The 15,846-nt window shown below is 70.2% G+C and carries 14 protein-coding genes; 7 read left to right on the top strand and 7 right to left on the bottom strand.

What is annotated here, in order from left to right; translation table 11 throughout:
- The first annotated feature begins 44 nt into the window (after positions 1-44).
- Positions 45-449 carry a VOC family protein gene (locus SACMADRAFT_RS31295; RefSeq protein WP_332307128.1) on the top strand — a complete coding sequence of 135 codons (405 nt, stop codon included), beginning with the start codon at positions 45-47 and terminating at the stop codon, positions 447-449.
- Positions 450-478: 29 nt separating this feature from the next.
- Here SACMADRAFT_RS31295 and SACMADRAFT_RS15135 read toward each other — a convergent pair whose 3' ends face one another.
- The gene (locus SACMADRAFT_RS15135) at positions 479-1,381 is read right to left on the bottom strand and encodes an alpha/beta fold hydrolase (protein ID WP_009154710.1); all 903 of its coding nucleotides are present in this window, start codon (positions 1,379-1,381) and stop codon (positions 479-481) included.
- A 371-nt stretch (positions 1,382-1,752) separates the two neighbouring features.
- On the opposite strand from SACMADRAFT_RS15135, the gene SACMADRAFT_RS15130 reads away from it, so the two are divergent.
- Together SACMADRAFT_RS15130 and SACMADRAFT_RS15125 are read left to right on the top strand one after the other, a co-directional pair.
- Complete coding sequence (locus tag SACMADRAFT_RS15130; RefSeq protein WP_232285613.1) at positions 1,753-2,616, top strand: DMT family transporter; 864 nt, start codon at positions 1,753-1,755, stop codon at positions 2,614-2,616.
- 2 nt (positions 2,617-2,618) lie between these two features.
- Entirely contained in the window at positions 2,619-3,779 is a 1,161-nt protein-coding gene (locus SACMADRAFT_RS15125) for a glycosyltransferase (protein ID WP_009154708.1), read from the top strand.
- Between the two features lie 54 nt (positions 3,780-3,833).
- On the opposite strand, the gene SACMADRAFT_RS15120 is transcribed toward SACMADRAFT_RS15125, so the two are convergent.
- The 3 genes from SACMADRAFT_RS15120 to SACMADRAFT_RS15110 all read right to left on the bottom strand — a co-directional run bounded on the left by SACMADRAFT_RS15120 (position 3,834) and on the right by SACMADRAFT_RS15110 (position 7,204).
- Positions 3,834-4,124, bottom strand: a complete 291-nt coding sequence (locus SACMADRAFT_RS15120) for a hypothetical protein (protein ID WP_009154707.1) — start codon at positions 4,122-4,124, stop codon at positions 3,834-3,836.
- A 364-nt stretch (positions 4,125-4,488) separates the two neighbouring features.
- Positions 4,489-5,838 (bottom strand): alkaline phosphatase PhoX, encoded by a 1,350-nt coding sequence (locus SACMADRAFT_RS15115; RefSeq protein ID WP_009154706.1) that lies wholly within the window; start codon positions 5,836-5,838, stop codon positions 4,489-4,491.
- Positions 5,839-6,040: 202 nt separating this feature from the next.
- Positions 6,041-7,204, bottom strand: a complete 1,164-nt coding sequence (locus SACMADRAFT_RS15110) for an IniB N-terminal domain-containing protein (RefSeq protein ID WP_157617256.1) — start codon at positions 7,202-7,204, stop codon at positions 6,041-6,043.
- Between the two features lie 191 nt (positions 7,205-7,395).
- Here SACMADRAFT_RS15110 and SACMADRAFT_RS30920 point away from each other — a divergent pair, with 191 nt between their 5' ends.
- Complete coding sequence (locus tag SACMADRAFT_RS30920; RefSeq protein WP_009154704.1) at positions 7,396-7,761, top strand: hypothetical protein; 366 nt, start codon at positions 7,396-7,398, stop codon at positions 7,759-7,761.
- 9 nt (positions 7,762-7,770) lie between these two features.
- Complete coding sequence (locus tag SACMADRAFT_RS15105) at positions 7,771-9,957, top strand: helix-turn-helix transcriptional regulator (protein WP_009154703.1); 2,187 nt, start codon at positions 7,771-7,773, stop codon at positions 9,955-9,957.
- Positions 9,958-9,989: 32 nt separating this feature from the next.
- Here the strand turns inward: SACMADRAFT_RS15105 and lexA are convergent, their stop codons facing one another.
- Positions 9,990-10,643, bottom strand: a complete 654-nt coding sequence (gene lexA, locus SACMADRAFT_RS15100) for a transcriptional repressor LexA (protein WP_040926458.1) — start codon at positions 10,641-10,643, stop codon at positions 9,990-9,992.
- A 279-nt stretch (positions 10,644-10,922) separates the two neighbouring features.
- On the opposite strand from lexA, the gene SACMADRAFT_RS15095 reads away from it, so the two are divergent.
- Positions 10,923-12,977, top strand: coding sequence for an acyltransferase family protein (locus SACMADRAFT_RS15095; RefSeq protein WP_009154701.1), 2,055 nt, complete (start codon positions 10,923-10,925; stop codon positions 12,975-12,977).
- A gap of 84 nt (positions 12,978-13,061) precedes the next feature.
- On the opposite strand, the gene SACMADRAFT_RS15090 is transcribed toward SACMADRAFT_RS15095, so the two are convergent.
- Positions 13,062-13,655: a TetR/AcrR family transcriptional regulator gene (locus SACMADRAFT_RS15090; RefSeq protein ID WP_009154700.1), complete on the bottom strand. Its 594-nt coding sequence runs from the start codon at positions 13,653-13,655 to the stop codon at positions 13,062-13,064.
- Positions 13,656-13,670: 15 nt separating this feature from the next.
- Positions 13,671-14,486, bottom strand: a complete 816-nt coding sequence (locus SACMADRAFT_RS15085; RefSeq protein ID WP_009154699.1) for a mycofactocin-coupled SDR family oxidoreductase — start codon at positions 14,484-14,486, stop codon at positions 13,671-13,673.
- A gap of 148 nt (positions 14,487-14,634) precedes the next feature.
- Between SACMADRAFT_RS15085 and SACMADRAFT_RS15080 the strand changes: the two genes are divergently transcribed.
- Positions 14,635-15,816 (top strand): hypothetical protein, encoded by a 1,182-nt coding sequence (locus SACMADRAFT_RS15080; protein ID WP_157617255.1) that lies wholly within the window; start codon positions 14,635-14,637, stop codon positions 15,814-15,816.
- Positions 15,817-15,846 lie beyond the last annotated feature (30 nt).

Genomic DNA, 15,846 nt, shown 5'->3' with positions numbered 1-15,846 from the left:
GAAGGTGAGGCATCACCGGTCGGGCCGCGGTCTACGATCACCTCGTGTCGAGTCCGTCAGGTTCGAGGCAACTGCGCTTCGTCGGCCTCTCGGTTGACTGTGCTGACTGGACGAGCTGGCCAACTTCGATTCCGAGTTGCTCGGCGGGCGAGTTCCGTGGAGTCACGAAAGCAGCGCAGCGGTCCAGGCTCCTGGGCTCCTCTCAGTCATGCAGCGAGTCGTGGACTGCGAGAGTCCGACCTGGCCTCGCAACGTCGATCGTGCAGCTGGATCTGACTGCCGCAGAGCGGCTTAACAAGGCAGGACAACTTGCACTCGCCTTGGGAGCCGCCCGGGCGGACTACCGAGCCGATGCGCGTCGGCGCGTGTTGCTTGATCCGGCAGGACACCCGTTCTGCCTTACCGTGGCACCTCCGGCGGAGTTGCTGATGGCCGTCTATGGTCAGTAGCGCAACGTCGGTTGGGCCCCGCCTCGGCTCTACGCCGCTCCCTGCAACGAGCGCAGTGCATCGATCAGCAGGGTCAGCCCGGGTTCCTCCGCCGGGAAGTGACCACAGTTGTCCAGCAAGACCAGCGAGGTGTCACCGTTGATACGGGCGAGGAAGCGCGCGCTGACCTCCGGCGGTATCCAGCGGTCCTCGGCTGGGTGAACCAGGAGAACCGGCGCCGCGTCGAAATCCTCCGGCGGTGTGTGTGCGAAGCGCAGGAAGCTGGACAGGAAGCCGATGGGCACTCGCACGCCGCCGCGCGGATCAGCCGAGCACAATGCGGACAGTGCGGGCTGGTTGCTCATCTTTCGCATGTCGACGAGCCGGCGAATCGGTAGTCGAACCCTGCCCGCCAACCGTGCGATCGAACCCAATACCGCCGGTGCGACGCCTCCGGCGATGCTGAACCGGGCGGCCGCGCGAAGTGCGTCGGGGTCGCGAGGGTCAAGCAAGCAGGTGGCGGCCACGGCAGCGACCTCGCGGGTGCGGGCAGCGACCTCGTACGCCAGCATGCCGCCCATGCTCGCACCGAACAGCACCAATGGACGGGCATCGGCCGCCCGTTCGACCGAGACAAGGTCGCACAGCAGTTCAACCCAAGCGTCGTAGCGCACCCCCGCCGGGTCGGGATCGATCGTGTCGCCGTACAGCGGCAGGTCCGGAAGCAAGGCGTCGGCCATGTCGTCCACAAGCCCGATGAAGGGCCAGAGAGCAGCCGCATGCCCACCGGCGCCGTGGATGACCAGCAGCCGTACCGGCGCGTCGGGATTGGTAGCGCGGAGGATGTGGACCCGGCGGCCACGCCACTCCCACCACGTCGAGTTGGGGGTACTCGCCGCCGCCCGAGCGCGGTGATGGGCGGGCAGGAAGCGGGCGTAGTCGTCGGCGGGCACGGGTGTGATCGTCGACCTCCGCCGGTGTGCCTGGCAACCCTACTTGTAGCGTGCTGAAGGCGGTGACGAGGTGCCCCGGTACCTCTTGTGCCGCGCCGGTCGAGGTGCTGACTGCCGCTATCCCCCGTACGGGGGTTCGGTGGCGGGAACGCGCTGTACCGAATCACCCGGTGGCGTTGAGTGAGGACCCGGAAGAATGGGCAGCCCGAGTGGGTCACCCGCCGACCTGCCCGCTCGGTCTACCGTCGATCGGAGGGCTCGCCCACCATGCCGAACGTGTCGCCGCCGAAGCGCTCGCAGGCGCGACCGCGGCCGGGCGCGGGGTGGATCGCCAGCTTTGCGACGACAGGAGGCGCGAAGGCTTGAGTACCGTGCTCGCCTTCGCCGTCGCCATGGCGGTCACCGGGGCCATGTTCATCGCCGTGGGATCGGCGTTGCAGGAGCGAGTGGCGGTACGAAGCTGGGCACTGGGTGGTGGGCAGCTGCGGTTCTTCGGGCGGCTGGTCAAGCAGCCTCGATGGCTGCTCGGGGCGGCCTTCGCCGCGGCGGGGGTGGCACTGCACGTCGTGGCGCTCAGCTTGGGGCCGGTCAGCATCATCCAACCGTCGGGCACCACAGGCCTGCTGTTCGCCGTGATCACCAAGGCCGTGCTCGATCGTCGCCGCATCCGGCTGCCCGAACTGGCGGGCTCGGTGGCCATCGTGGTGGGGCTGATCGGGCTGGTGCTGGCTTTGCCGCACACCCCGAAGGACCCGATGTTGAGCCTGCCACCGGCGCTGCTGCTCACCGTCGTGACGCTGGGCCTGAACGCCGCGGCGATGGCTGTGTCCTGGCTCGTCTTCACCGGCAGCGCCAAGGCGATCGCGCTCGGCTTCGCCGCCGGAGTCACCTTCGGGGTGGGCTCAGCACTGGTCGGAGTCGTCGGGCACCGGGCACTGGCCGACCCGGCGGCCGTGCTCGACTGGCTGACCCTGGCGATCGTGGTGCTGCTCTCCATCGGGGGAATCGCCCAGCAACACGCGTACAGAATGCGACGCTTCGCACTGGCGTTCGCCATGCTGGAGATCAGCGATCCTGTCGCCGCGTCCTCCGTCGGTGTGCTGGTTCTCGGCGAGCCAATGCCGGAGACGGCCCTCAGGACCGCGTCGATGGGCCTGTCGGCCGCGGTCATAGTCGTCGGTGTGGTGGTACTCGTCCGCTCGTACGCCGCTGTGAACGTCGCCGAGAAGAGCTGAACATGCGAGTGCTGATTGCGACCGACACCTATCCGCCCGACCTCAGCGGGAGCTCCTTCTTCGCCGACCGGCTCGCGAAGGGCCTGGCCGAGCGTGGCCACGACGTGCATGTGGTGTGCGCCTCCGAGACCGGTCCACGGCAGGACGTCCGCGACGGTGGCGTGCGGCTGCACCGGCTGCGCTCGCTCCCACTGCTGATCCACCCCAGGGTGCGCTTCGTCCCTCCGCCAGGGGTGCCGCTCATCGTTCGGCGCATCGTCGCCGCCGTGCGGCCGGAGGTGGTCCACACGCAGGACCACTTCACCATCGGTCGCGCCGCTATCAGGGCCGCGCAACGATACGACATTCCCGTCGTCGCGACCAACCACTTCATGCCCGACAACCTGCTTCCGTACCTGCCCCGGCGGCTGCACGCGCCCGTCGCCGACCTCGCCTGGCGCGACTTCCGCCGCATCTACCGCCGTACGGACTACGTCACCGCACCCACTCCCACCGCCGCGGCGCTGCTGGCCGAGCACGGCTTCGCCCGGCACGTCGAACCGGTCTCGTGCGGAGTCGACACCGTGCGGTTCCACCCACCGGCGGACTCCGCCGCCGCGATCCGTAAGGAACTGGGGCTGCCCGACCTTCCCACGATCGCGTTCGTGGGAAGGCTCGATGCCGAGAAGCGGATCGACGAACTCATCCGTGCCTTCGCGCGGCTGCGCCACCTCGACGCCCAACTGGTGCTCGCGGGGGAGGGCACCCGCCGCCCGGAGTTGCAACGGCTCGCCGAGCAGGTCGGGGTGGGCCCACACGTGCACTTCCTCGGGTTCGTGCCCGACGAGCAGTTGCCGTCGGTGTACCAGGCCGCGGATGTCTTCGCGATCCCCGGCATCGCCGAACTGCAGAGCATCGCGACCCTCGAGGCGCTGGCCAGTGGCCTGCCGGTTGTCGCGGCGAACGCGGTCGCGCTGCCACACCTGGTCTCACCGGGAGAGAACGGCTTTCTCGTCGAGCCAGGCGATGTCGCGGGGCTCGCCGCGACACTGGACCGGATACTGTCCTATGAGGAGCTACGACGCGGCATGGGCACGGTGAGTCGCTCCATCGCCGTGTCGCACGGCCACGAACGGACGCTGGCTCGGTTCGAGGAGATCTATCGCGCCGTCACCGCCGGCTGATCACCAGCGCCGGTCCTGCCGGAACGGCGTGGCAGCCCGGAGCTGACGCCGGCTTCACAGCAGTTCGGAGGAGACGACCGGGGGTAGTGCTCGAAGGTGGTCCAGCAGCGGCTCCACACCGCCGTCGCTGATCAGGACGGTGCACACCATGCTGCCTTCGGTAACGCCGTCGCGGACGTCCACGGACAGGTCCTGCACCCGGTAGCCACCTTGCCGCAGGGCTGCCGAGAGCGCCAGCAGGCCGTCGACGCCGCCGGTGAAATACGTGGCGATCCGGCGTCGTGCCGGGAACGACGGCCGGGCGGAGCGGATGTGATACGAAGCAGAACCGACATCGAGAGACATCATGGGACTCCAACTCGAGGAACCGAAGAGATCCGGGCCAGGTCCCGAGAAGGATTCGACAACCGTGGTCGACAACGCTGCGCGTCGGCGACCTGGGTTCAGCCGACGCGCCTCACTACTACGTTCAGTGACGATGTCATGAGCGGGCGCATGGAGCGAAGCGTAGCAGACGGTCGTGCGGACCCCAGCACCTGCCTGCAGGGGCGCATTCCGTGTGACGTGTCTGACGTCCGCCGTGGTGTTCCAGCCAGGTGGTCCGCGGACCGCCGTGGGTCCGGTGCGGCGCGACGGTCGCCCTGCTCGCCGCGGCGCTGGGCGTCCAGGTCGGCGGGCTCACTTGCCGACCCGGACGCCCGCGGCCGCCCTACAGGGCGCCCCTGTCCCAGGGGCCGGTCACCGCGTAGGTGATGCCGGGGCTTTGCACGTTGAAGAACAGAATCCGGCCGTCGGGGCTGAACGTGGCACCCGCCAGCTCGCTGGTGCTGGAACTGTTCAACGCCGCGAGGTCGAAGATCTGGCCACGGTTGGTGACGCCGCGCAGGAAGTCGCGGCCGTCGCCGTCCTCACACAGCACCAGTCCGCCGGTGTTGGGGGAGACGCAGATGTTGTCGGGGCTTTGCAGCAGCTCCGGGTCGGTCGACTCGTACACGAGCACGAGCTGGCCGCCGGAGTCGCCGCGCGGCCGGTACTCCCACACCTGGCCGAGACCGGCGTCGCCGCCACTGGTCGAGTTGATGAAGACCGAACCGCCTGCGTACCAGGCGCCCTCCAGCCGTGCGAACGTCGCTCCACCACCGTCGCGGCCCTGGTAGAAGACGGCCAGCGAGTCGTCGCTGTCGGGGTCGGGGTCGGCGATGTCGACCCACTCGACGGGCAGCGGTTTGCCGACCCGCTGCCCGATCCGCGTGTCGTAGCCGGGCCGGTCCTTGATCGCCAGCATCTGCAGCCTGCCACCGGCACCGAGGTTGTCCCTGTCGTCGGGAAGGAACCGGTAGAAGCCCGCGCTGCCCCGGTCCTCGGTCTCGTAGACGATCCCGGTTCGCGGATCGACCGCCACGGCCTCGTGGACGAACCGTCCCATCTGCTTGTACGGCACCGGGTCGACGGGGCCGTCGGCGTCGGCGGGCACCTCGAACACGTACCCGTGCGGCTTGGGCCTGTCGAGGCCGGTGAAGGTCTCCTCGCAGGACAGCCAGCTTCCCGACGGCGTGGGCCCGCCCGCGCAGTTGCGCACCGTTCCGGCGAGAGTCGGGTGGGTGCTGACCAGCGCCATGGACTCCGGATCGAACACCATCGTGGTGGTTCCACCGGCGGCCAGCGGGTCGTAGTTGGGGTTGGCATACGCGAGCCCGGACCCCTGCTCGTGGTTGCGGACGAGCCGGATCATGCCGTTCTCACCGTCGAAGGCAGCCATGCCGTCGTGCCGTCCCGGCGTGGGCGTGCCGTCGCTCATCGGGGTTGCCGTGTGTCCGAACGCGACATAGGAGAACCCCGCGGGCAGCAGCAGCTCACCACCGGGTGCTGGCTGAAGCGGCCCGTAGCCGCCGTTGTCCTCGGCCTGCTGGTAACGCACCGGCCCGCGGCTGCCCTGCTCGGCCCTGGCGCCGGACCCCATCAGGCCCAGGAACGCCGAAGCCGCGCCCGCGGCGGCACCGCCGCGCAGGAAGGTTCGCCGTCCGAGCCCGTCGCTGCTGTTCGATGCTGCTGTCGTCACCGTGATTACGCTCCCGTCGTCGTGGTGGAACGGACGTCGGGGAGGAGTCAAACCCCCGGGCATAAATGGGGCCCCAGCGCGCGGTGAATGAGGAGTGTCGCTGCCGTCACGAAGCGCACGGCCCGCACCACGGAAAAGGGCCTTGGGCCCGCTCTGTGAGGAGAGCGGGCCCAAGGCCCACGGTTTCAGCCGCTGTGCGGGCTCACATGCCGAGGTCGAGGTCCTGGGTGCTCGGCAGGTTGTCGGTGCCGGGCACGTCCAGACCACCGGCGAGGTTGCCGAGGTCGCTGACGCCGACGCTGTCGACGGTGTCCACCACGGTGTCGACCGGGTCCATGACGGCCACGCCCTGGGCGAGGTCGGAACCTGCCAGGTCGCCGACCGCGTCGTTGACGTCGTCGACAACGGTGCCCGCGACGGGCACGTCCTCGGTGACGTCGCTGACGGTGTGCTGCACCATGCCCACGGTGCCCTCGACCGTGCCGACCGCGTCCTCGACGGACGGCGTGGCGGGCAGCGCCGGAGCGGCGGCCGCGACGTGGTCCAGTGTGTCGGCCACGTCACCCGTGGCGTCGAAGTCGCCGTCGTTGTTCGCGGCGGCCAGCGCCTGGCCGCTCGGCTCACCGATCGGGGTGGAGCCGAGCGCACCGTTGGCGGCACCGAGCATGGCGCCACCCTCGTACCGCACGGTCTCGACAAGTCCGCCCAGCGGCTCGCCGACGGCGGGCAGCCCGCTGACGGTGTCGACGAGGGCACCTGCCAGCGCGGCGTCGCCGAGGTGGTTGGTGACGCCGTCGGCCACCGCGCCGACGAGCTTGCCGTCGTAGAGGTGTTCGCCCACACCGGCCACGGTGTGCTGCAGGTCGGTTGCGGCGGCGTCCACCAGCGGGCCCGCCACCGGCACCTCGTCGACGGTGTCGGCCACGCCGTCCACGACATCGGACACGGTGTTGAGCACGCCGTCGGTGACGGTGTTCAGACCGGTCGCGCTTGCCACGTCACTGACGCCGCCGAACACACCGCTCAGGTCGGGCAGCGCGCCCAGCGGTCCGGAAGCGACGTCGGCCACGCCACCGACCAGCGTGGAACCCGCCTCGCTGAGGTGGGTAACGGCGTTGTCGAGAGTGCCGGTGACATCGGCGGTGGCCGCCAGCGAGCCGAGCGGCTCGCCGGCGGCGGCGGGTGCGGTGTCCATCACCAGCGGAAGGATCTCCCGCACGTCGGCGGCGGTGACGTCCCCGAGTCCGGCGGCATTCAACACCCCCTGCGGATCGGCGTCGAAGTCCGCCAGCGCCTGTGGGTCGCTCAGGAGGTTCGTTGCGAATTCGTGCAGCGTCTGCACCGGACCCATATTGGTTATCTCCATCGGATTGCTACTCAAAAAGGACATATCGGACAAGATCAGGAACCTTTGGTTCCAAGCGACGGTAAGCCGGTAGCGTCTGCCCCGGCATCGGAGATCACTCCGAGTCTCCGAGCGATCGCACTAGGGATGCCGGCGTTACCCGGCTAGGGGTACTAGGGATGCCGGTCCGGTGATGGGGGTGGAGCACGAGCGTGCGGTACGAGTCCGAGCGGGCGGGTCAGCTCGTCATCGGTGACGAAGCTGGTGAACTGCTCACCGCCGTCGCCGACAACCCGCTCGCGCCGCTACGCGCAATGATCGTCGCTCCTGGCGGATATGGGAAGACCACACTGCTCGCCGAGTTGGGTCGCGGCTACCGGCGCGCCGACGTGCCCGTGCTCGACACACAGGAGGCGCTGACCGACCCGGCGCGCTGCGCGCGGGCCGCCATCCTGGTGGACGACGCGCACCGGCTGCCGTCGGGCCACCTGGAGCGGCTGGCGGAACTGGCCGCGCGGCAGAACGGATCGCTCGTCGTCGCGCGCAGGCCCTGGTCGCGGCGCCGCGCGCTCACCTAACTGACCGGCGTGCTCGAACGCGCGCGTCAGGCGGTGCTGCTGCGGCCACTGGATCGCGCGGCCGTCGCCGAGCGGGTCCGCGCCCTGCTCGGCGACGCGCTCGACGGCGACGGCGCGGCTGCCGAACTGGCCGAAACGCTGGAGGCCCACACCGGCGGTGTTCCGCGGTACGTCGACCGGGTGCTGCACGCATTGCGCCCCGTGCAGGCCGAGCAGTCGCCGCCTGCCGCTCCCTTCCGCGTGCCGCACGCGGCACTCACCCGTTTCCAGTCCGAGCTGGACCGCCTCGACCCGCGACTGCACCAGTTGCTGCTCGCCAAGGCGGTGGCTCCGGAGTTGCAGGCCGAACTGCTCACCGCCCTGCTGGGACTCGACGCCGACGCCGCGTGGGAACTGCTCGACGCCGCCCGCGCCACCGGGATGCTCGACCGCGGCGGTGCGTTGCTGCCGATCGCCAGGCGCGCGATCACCGCGCTCACCCCGGCGGAACGCAGACTGGCCGTGCACCGCGGACTCGTCGAGGCGCAGCGTGAGCGGGGTGGTCCGTTGCTGGCGCTGGTGCGCCCGTTGCTCGGCACGGGAGTGGGCGGCAGCGGTATCGCGGCCGCGTTCGAGGAGGCAGCCGACGAGGCCTTCGCGGACTCGCCGGAACTGGCCGCCGAACTGTACGCCGCGGCCACTGCGGCGGGCTCGCCCGCCGCCGCGCTGGCGGGACGCCGGGCACGGGCCGCGGCACTGTGCGGTGACCTCGACACCGCACTTCGGCTGGCCGACGGTGTGCTTTCCGGCGCGGAGGACGCCGACAGGGCGGCAGCCGCCCACGTCGCGGGCACGGTGCTGGCGCATCGTGGCCTGCTCGGGTCCAGCGCCGAATTGCACCGCTGGGCGGGTTCGGTCTCCGGCACGGCGTTCGCCGTGCTCGCCCTCATCGGCACCGGGCAACTGGCACCGGCGCAACAACTGCTGGCCGAGCGCGAAGGCGGCGGCCCACCCGTGTTGGTCAACAGCGTCCTCACCCAACTGGCGCAAGGCGTCCGGCAGTCGGTGACCGAAGCCGCCGCCACCGCGCTGGCCACGCTCACCCGCGCATCGTCGATGCTGGAACCGGTGGGCCGCGCGGAACTGCTGCCCGACACGCCCGCCGCTCTGGCCGCGCTCGTGGCCCTGCACTGTGGCGAGTTCACGGTCGCCGACTCGGTGCTGCGGCGCGCGGAGGCAGCGCGGATGGGAGGCGCGCTCGCCGTCCGCAGGCACCGGCTGTTGCGGGCCTGGGCAGCGATGCTGCGCGGCGACACCGAGATCGCCGGGCGGCTACTGTCCGACGTGGGCGGTTCGCCGGACAAGCTGGAGCCTCGCGACGCACTGGTGGCCTCGGCGCTGCGGGCGGGGATCGCCCGCAGGGAGAGCGACCTCGCTGCGCTACGCGACGCCTGGGAACAGGCCAGGGAAGTCGCCGTGCGCCACCCCACGGATCTGTTCTGCCTGCTGCCGCTCGGTGAGCTGGCGGTGGTGGCGGCGAGGCTGGGCGAGCAGGACCGGTTGGCCCCGCACCTGGCCGAGGCCGAGACGCTGCTCGACCAGCTCGGCAACCCGCCACTGTGGGAGGCCCCGCTGCGGTGGAACCGGATGCACGCCGCGATCGTCAGCGAGCGACTGGACGCCGCCGAACCTCACGTCACCGCACTCGCCGCGCTGGCCGACGACCACCCGTATCTCAAGGTGCTGGCCACGGCCGCGCACGGTTGGCTCGACGTGCTTGCCGGGAACATCGACCCCGCCTCCGTGGAGTCGGCAGCGCGTGGGTTGCACGCCGCGGGCCTGCGGTGGGACGGGGCCCGGCTCGCCGGTCAGGCCGCGATCCGCACCACGGACCGCAAGGCGATGCTGCGGCTGCTGGGCTGTGCCCGTGCACTGCAGCCGTCGACGTCGCGGCAGGGCACCGATCGGCATGGCGGCCAGGACGGGACCGACGAACCCACCCGGCGCGCGGCGGCAGCGCTCAGCGAGCGGGAACGCGAGGTCGCCGAGCTGGTGGTGGACGGCTTCACCTACAAGGAGATCGGGCAGCGGCTGTTCATCTCGGCGAAGACCGTGGAGTATCACGTCGCCAGGATGCGGCAGCGGTTCGGCTGCACGTCCCGAAGCGACCTGCTCGAGCGGTTGCGCAGCCTGCTGGGCCACCGGTCGACGGCCTGAGGTCCGCCGCGGCGCCGCTCGCCAGGCTGCGCTCAGAGGCTGCGCAGTACGGACACGACGATGCCCAGTACGACGGCGTCGTCGCCGTCGATCACCTCGTAGTCGGGGTTGCGCGGCTCCAGGTACACGTGGCCACCCCTGCGGCGATACACCTTCACCGTGGCCTCGTCGTCGATCATCGCGGCGACGATCTGGCCGGAGTGGGCCTCCGGCTGTTGCCGCACCACCACGAGATCGCCGTCACAGATCGCCGCGTCGACCATCGAGTCACCGCGCACCCGCAATCCGAAGACGTTGCCCCGGCCCGCCAGTTCACGCGGCAGCCGCAGCATGTCGTCGACGTGCTGCTCCGCGGCGATCGGGACGCCCGCGGCGATCTCGCCGACCACGGGAACGGTCACCGAGCCGTCCTCGGGCTCGTCGGCGGCCTGCCGCGGCAGGAACATCCGAACGTCGATAGGTCTGGACAATGCGCCGCCACGCCGCAGGAACCCGGTTTCCTCCAGGCTCGCCAGGTGTTTCGACACCGAGGACGTCGACCGCAGGCCGACGGCGTCGGCGAGTTGCCGCGTCGTCGGCGAGTAGCCGTGCCTGATCACCCAGTCCCGGATTACCGCCAGTAGCTGTCGCTGCCGTGGCGGCAAGATCGACGTGTCGAGGTGGGCGAGATCGTCGTGTGCCGTCACCGGCCAGATGATAGGGACCGGCACCGAAGGTGGTGTGGCCCGGTCGGCGCGGTCCCCGAACGGGCATGCGGTGCCGAACCGGGCGGAGCGCCACGCTATCCTCAGCAGCCGCGTGACGCTGGTTAACCCATTGTCACAGGTACGCGTGCTGTCCGGACCGCTGGGAACGTCGGTTCCGGACACCCGCGCGGCCAGCGAGGGCATCGGCCGGCGAGGGCTGGACGATACCTCATCGGCGCCGCGATGAGTTGTTGTCCGAACACTGGAGGAAACCACCGGATGTCCGTGCTTCGAGCCTCGGTGCCCGAAGGGCTTGCCACGTCCTCGCGGCCGCAGCGGCGGTACCGGCCGGAGTTGCAGGGTCTGCGCGCGCTCGCGGCCGTGCTCGTGGTCGTCTATCACGTGTGGCTGGGCCGCATTTCCGGTGGTGTGGACGTGTTCTTCCTCATCTCCGGCTTCCTGATCACGGGGCAACTGTTCCGCGCAGGCCTGCGCGGCCGCATCGAGTTCCGGCCGATGTGGGGTCGCATGATCAAGCGGCTCTTTCCCGCGGCGCTGACCGTGTTGCTGGCCACCATCGCGCTGTCGGTGTGGCTGCTGCCGGAGCATCGCTGGTTCCAGACCATCCGCGAAGTGGTCGCCTCGGCGCTGTACGCGGAGAACTGGGTGCTCGCCGCGGACTCGGTGAACTACTTTGCCCAGCACAGCAGCGCCAGTGTGGTGCAGCACTTCTGGTCCTTGTCGATCCAGGGCCAGTTCTACCTGGTGTGGCCGCTGCTGGTCGCCGGCGTCGCGTTCTTCGCGCGAAGGGCGGGCTGGAGCCTGCGACGGTCGCTGTTCACCGTGCTCGGCGTCCTGCTCGCGGTGTCGCTGGCCTACTCGGTGTGGCTGACCGCGGTCGACCAGCCGCTGGCGTACTTCACGTCGCTGACAAGGATCTGGGAGTTCGCGCTCGGTGGGCTGCTCGCTCTGGTGATCGAGGCGATCACGGTGCCGGGGATGCTGCGAGTTCTGCTCGGCTGGCTGGGTGTGTTCGGTCTCGTCTCGTGCGGGATGCTGCTTCAGGTCGGCACGGTGTTCCCGGGTTACGCGGCGCTGTGGCCGACCGTGTCGGCCGCGCTGGTACTTGTGGCGGGCGTCACCGGATACCGGGTGGGCGCCGACCGGTTCCTGTCCTCGCGTCCGTTGATCTACCTGGGCAACCTCAGCTACTCGCTGTACCTGTGGCACTGGCCGGTGTTGCTGTTCTACCTGATCTGGCGCGACCAGCCTGCCGTCGGCTGGCGCGGCGGCGCCGTGGTGATCGCTGTCTCGATGGTGCTCGCCGCGTTGACGTATCACCTGGTGGAACAGCCGGTGCGCGATTCCAGGATCGGGGTGAGCACCAACTGGGGCGCTTACCGGTTCGGCGTGGCAGCACTCGTGCCGGTGTTGCTCGTGGCAGGGGCGTGGCAGCTGGTGAGCACGCAGCGGGCGTCGTTCGCGCTCGACGTGGACGACCCTGACCACCCCGGGGCGATGGCGATGGAGGCCGGTGGCCCGATCCTGGACGTGCGGGCGTCGGTGGTGCCACCGTTCGCGGCGCTGCCGCACCAGTACGCGCCGCTACCCGACGAGGAATGCGTCGACTCGCCGCGACACGAGGACCTGCGGGTGTGCACCATCGAGCCGGAGGGCCCGCCGACCCGGCGTGTGGTGCTCACCGGCGATTCGCACGCCCACCAGTACATCGCCGCGCTGCGGCCGATCGTGCGCAACCGGGGCTGGCAGGTAACCACGATGCTCAAGGGCGGGTGTGCGCTGATCGAGGGGTCGAAGTGGCCGGAGTGCGCGAGCTGGAACGATGCCGTGCTGGCGGAGATACTCCAGCGGCGGCCCGAGGCCGTGATCACGATGGGCACCAGGGACGTGCGGGTGGGGCTGCGCGAGCGGACACCGCGGGGTTACGTCGCGCAGTGGCGGGTGCTCGCCGAGGCGGGCATCCCGGTGGTGGCCATCCGCGACAACCCGCGATTCGACTACGAGCCCTCCGAATGCGTGCAAAAGCACGGCATCGACGCGTGGCAGTGCCGCAAACCGAGGGCGGACATGCTGGCGGAGCAGCCACCCTACGAGCGAATGTCGGGCATCCCTGCCACCGTGTCGTTCCTGGACTTCAGTGACTACTTCTGCACCGACCGGCACTGCCCGCCGGTGATCGGCAACATGCTGGTGTATCTCGACGACAACCACGTCACCGCCGCCTACCTGGAGACCATGTCGCCGATCGTGGAGGAGCGCATGGTGGCCGCACTCGGCTGGGAGAACGACCCGCTTCCGGCGGCGAGTCGCTGACCGGCGGCGAGCCGGTGGCACGCACGGCGGTGCCGCGGTGACTGCGACTACGGCGGGAAGCTCGCGAGCGTCGGGACGGTTCGATCACCGCGGCGGGCCGAGCAGGCCGTCGGCGAGCAGGTTCGCGACCGTGTCCGGGGCGAGCGCGCTGCCGTCGTCGCCGTGGGTGGTGGCCGCGGCGGCCGAGGTCGCCACGAGCATCCGCGCCGCGGCCCACAACTCCTGTGACGGGTCGCCGTCGTGACCGGTCACCCTCGCCAGGAAGCCGGCCACGGTCGCTGTGAGGTCGTCGTAGCTTCGCAGCGCATGCTGCCGCAGCTGCGGATGGGTGTCCGACTCCCGCTGAACGATGCGGTGCAGCGGAGTACGACGGCCGAGGTGACGGCACAGGCTGGACCACAGCCCCGCGATCGCGGCCCTCGCCTCGCCGGGAGGTTCCGGGGCGACCAGGTCGGCCATGGTCTGCGTGGAACGTTCGCTGATGAGCGACAGCAGCAAGTTCCACTTCGTGCCGAAGTGGTAGAAGATCAGGCTCTGCGGCACACCGGCCGCCTCGGCCAACCGCGCGGTGGAGGTGCGGTCGAAACCGTGCTCGGCGAAAAGCGTTTCGGCGGCGGCCAGTATCCGTTCCCTCCCCGGAGCGGAACGGGCGGGCTCGGCCTGGTCTGGTCGCGGCATGTGGAAAGTGTCGGCTCAGAACTCCGTGACACCCGCGTCGGGGGCCAGCTCGTGTGCGGTGAGGTACTTCGACTCCTCCGAGGCGAGGAACAGTACCGTGTCGGCGACGTCCTCGGGCTCGGTGATCTGCACGGGTAGCAGGTTGGTGAGCATCCCCGCCAGCCGAGGGTCTCTCGCGAATCCCTTGCCGAACTCTGCCTGCATGGTCTCGTCGGCCATCGGCGTGTTCACGCCCGTGGGATGCACGCTGTTGACGCGGATGTTGTGCTGCGCGAGTTCGGTGGCGAAGGCCTTGGCCATGCCACGCACGGCCCACTTGCTGGTGGTGTAGGGCAGCAGGAACGGCTGCACCTTGATGCCCGCGGCCGAGCTGATGAGGATGACCGATCCGCCACCCTGCCGGATCAAATACGGGGCGCCGACCATGACCGTGTTCCACACGCCGCGCACATTGGTGCTCATGGTGTCGTCGAAGATGCGCTCATCGACCTCGTCCCAGGCGCGGGGCACGCAGATGCCCGCGTTGGCCACGACGACGTCCAGCCTGCCCAGTTCGGACACGGCCGGGTCCACCGCTTTCCGCAGCGCCGCCAGGTCTCGCACGTCGACCCGGGCGGGCAAGGCACGTCGGCCGGCCTTCTCCACCAGCCGCACGGTTTCGTCCAGGTCGGCCTGCGTGGCCGAGGGGTAGGAGACGCTCGGCAGCGTGTCGGCGATGTCGACGACGATGACGTCGGCGCCCTCCTGTGCCAGCCGGACGGCATCCGCCCTGCCCTGCCCGCGCGCCGCCCCGGTGATCAAGGCGACCTTGTCTTGAACGCGTCCCGTCATGGGTACCTCCCTGTTGTCGGGTTCCAGCCTGCCGCTGACTGATCGATCAGTCAATTCGTGACTCGCGACCGCGGTCGCTTCCGTCCCTCGTCGCGAGGTGTCATAGTCACTGGGCCCGACACGGGCGCGAAACCGCTGGGGGAGGACGTTGGCTGTGACGTGGGCGGGTGAGCGGGTTCGCGTCCGGACCCCGGACGAGCGGCACGCCGGTGACCGTGCCGCGCGCACCATGTGGTTGCTGGCACCGGGGCTGCTGTATGTCGGAGTGCGCGGTGCCGGTGTGGGCCTGCTGTGGGTACTGAGCCTGGCCAACGACGTCCCGTTCACGCTGCAGCGGTGGGATGCCGGCTGGTACCTGCAGATCGCCGCCGCCGGCTATTCCGGGGTGGACACGGGCATGACCGATGCCTTCGGGATGCACCACGACTACACCGCCATGGCGTTCTTTCCCGGGTACCCGCTGCTGCTGCGGCTGGTGGCACCGGAGATCCCGCAGATCTACCTCGCCGCAGCGGTCGCACTGTCCACAGTGGTGGGAGTGGTGGGCGCTTACGGCGTTGCGCGGCTGGCCTCACTGTGCGGCGGGAACCGGCGCGCCGGCCTACTGGCTGTCGCGCTCGTGGCCGGGGCCCCGCTTTCGGTGGCCTACTCCATGCCGTACCCGGAGTCGTTGCTGGTCAGCTGTGTGGCGTGGACCCTGGTGGCCGCGCTGCGGCGGCGATGGCTGCTGGCCGGTGTGGGTGCGCTGCTGGCCGGGCTGGTCGATCCGATGGGTGGACCGGTGATCGTGGTGGTGGTCGTGGCGGCGCTGCTGGACGCCTTCCGCGAGCGGGCCTCCTGGGACGCCGCGGTGGCCGCGGTGCTCGCCCCGGCGGGCATGCTCGGCTACCTGCTGTGGGTCGGTGAGCGCAGCGGGCTGCCCGGCGGGTACTTCACGATCACCAGCCAGGGCTGGGGCAACGAGTTCGACTTCGGCGCCCGGACGTTCGCCTGGGCCGCGGACCAGTTGTCGTCGGGGCGGGAGGCGTTTCCCGTCCTGACGGCATTGCTGTGCCTGGCCGCGTCGGTCGCGCTGGTCGTGACGTTCCGCCGGATGCCGTGGCCGCTGTGGGCCTACACCGCGATCACGCTCGCGCTCGTGTTCGGTCACGGAGGTGTCGTCACCGACCGGGTGCGGTTGCTGCTGTCGGCGTTCCCGCTGCTGGTCTGGGTCGCGGTGGGGCTCGGTCGGCTCAGGACGGCGACCGCGGTGGCGGCGACCGTCTCCGCCGCGGGATTCGGGCTGTGGTTCAGCGCCTGGGCGCTGACCGCGCAACCTCATTCGATCTGACGATCGCTGCCGCGATCGGCCGGCATGACC

Source organism: Saccharomonospora marina XMU15, assembly GCF_000244955.1.
Lineage (GTDB): Bacteria > Actinomycetota > Actinomycetes > Mycobacteriales > Pseudonocardiaceae > Saccharomonospora_A > Saccharomonospora_A marina.
Note: the sequence above shows the minus strand (reverse complement) of the source record. Positions and strands in the feature narration are given on the sequence as shown.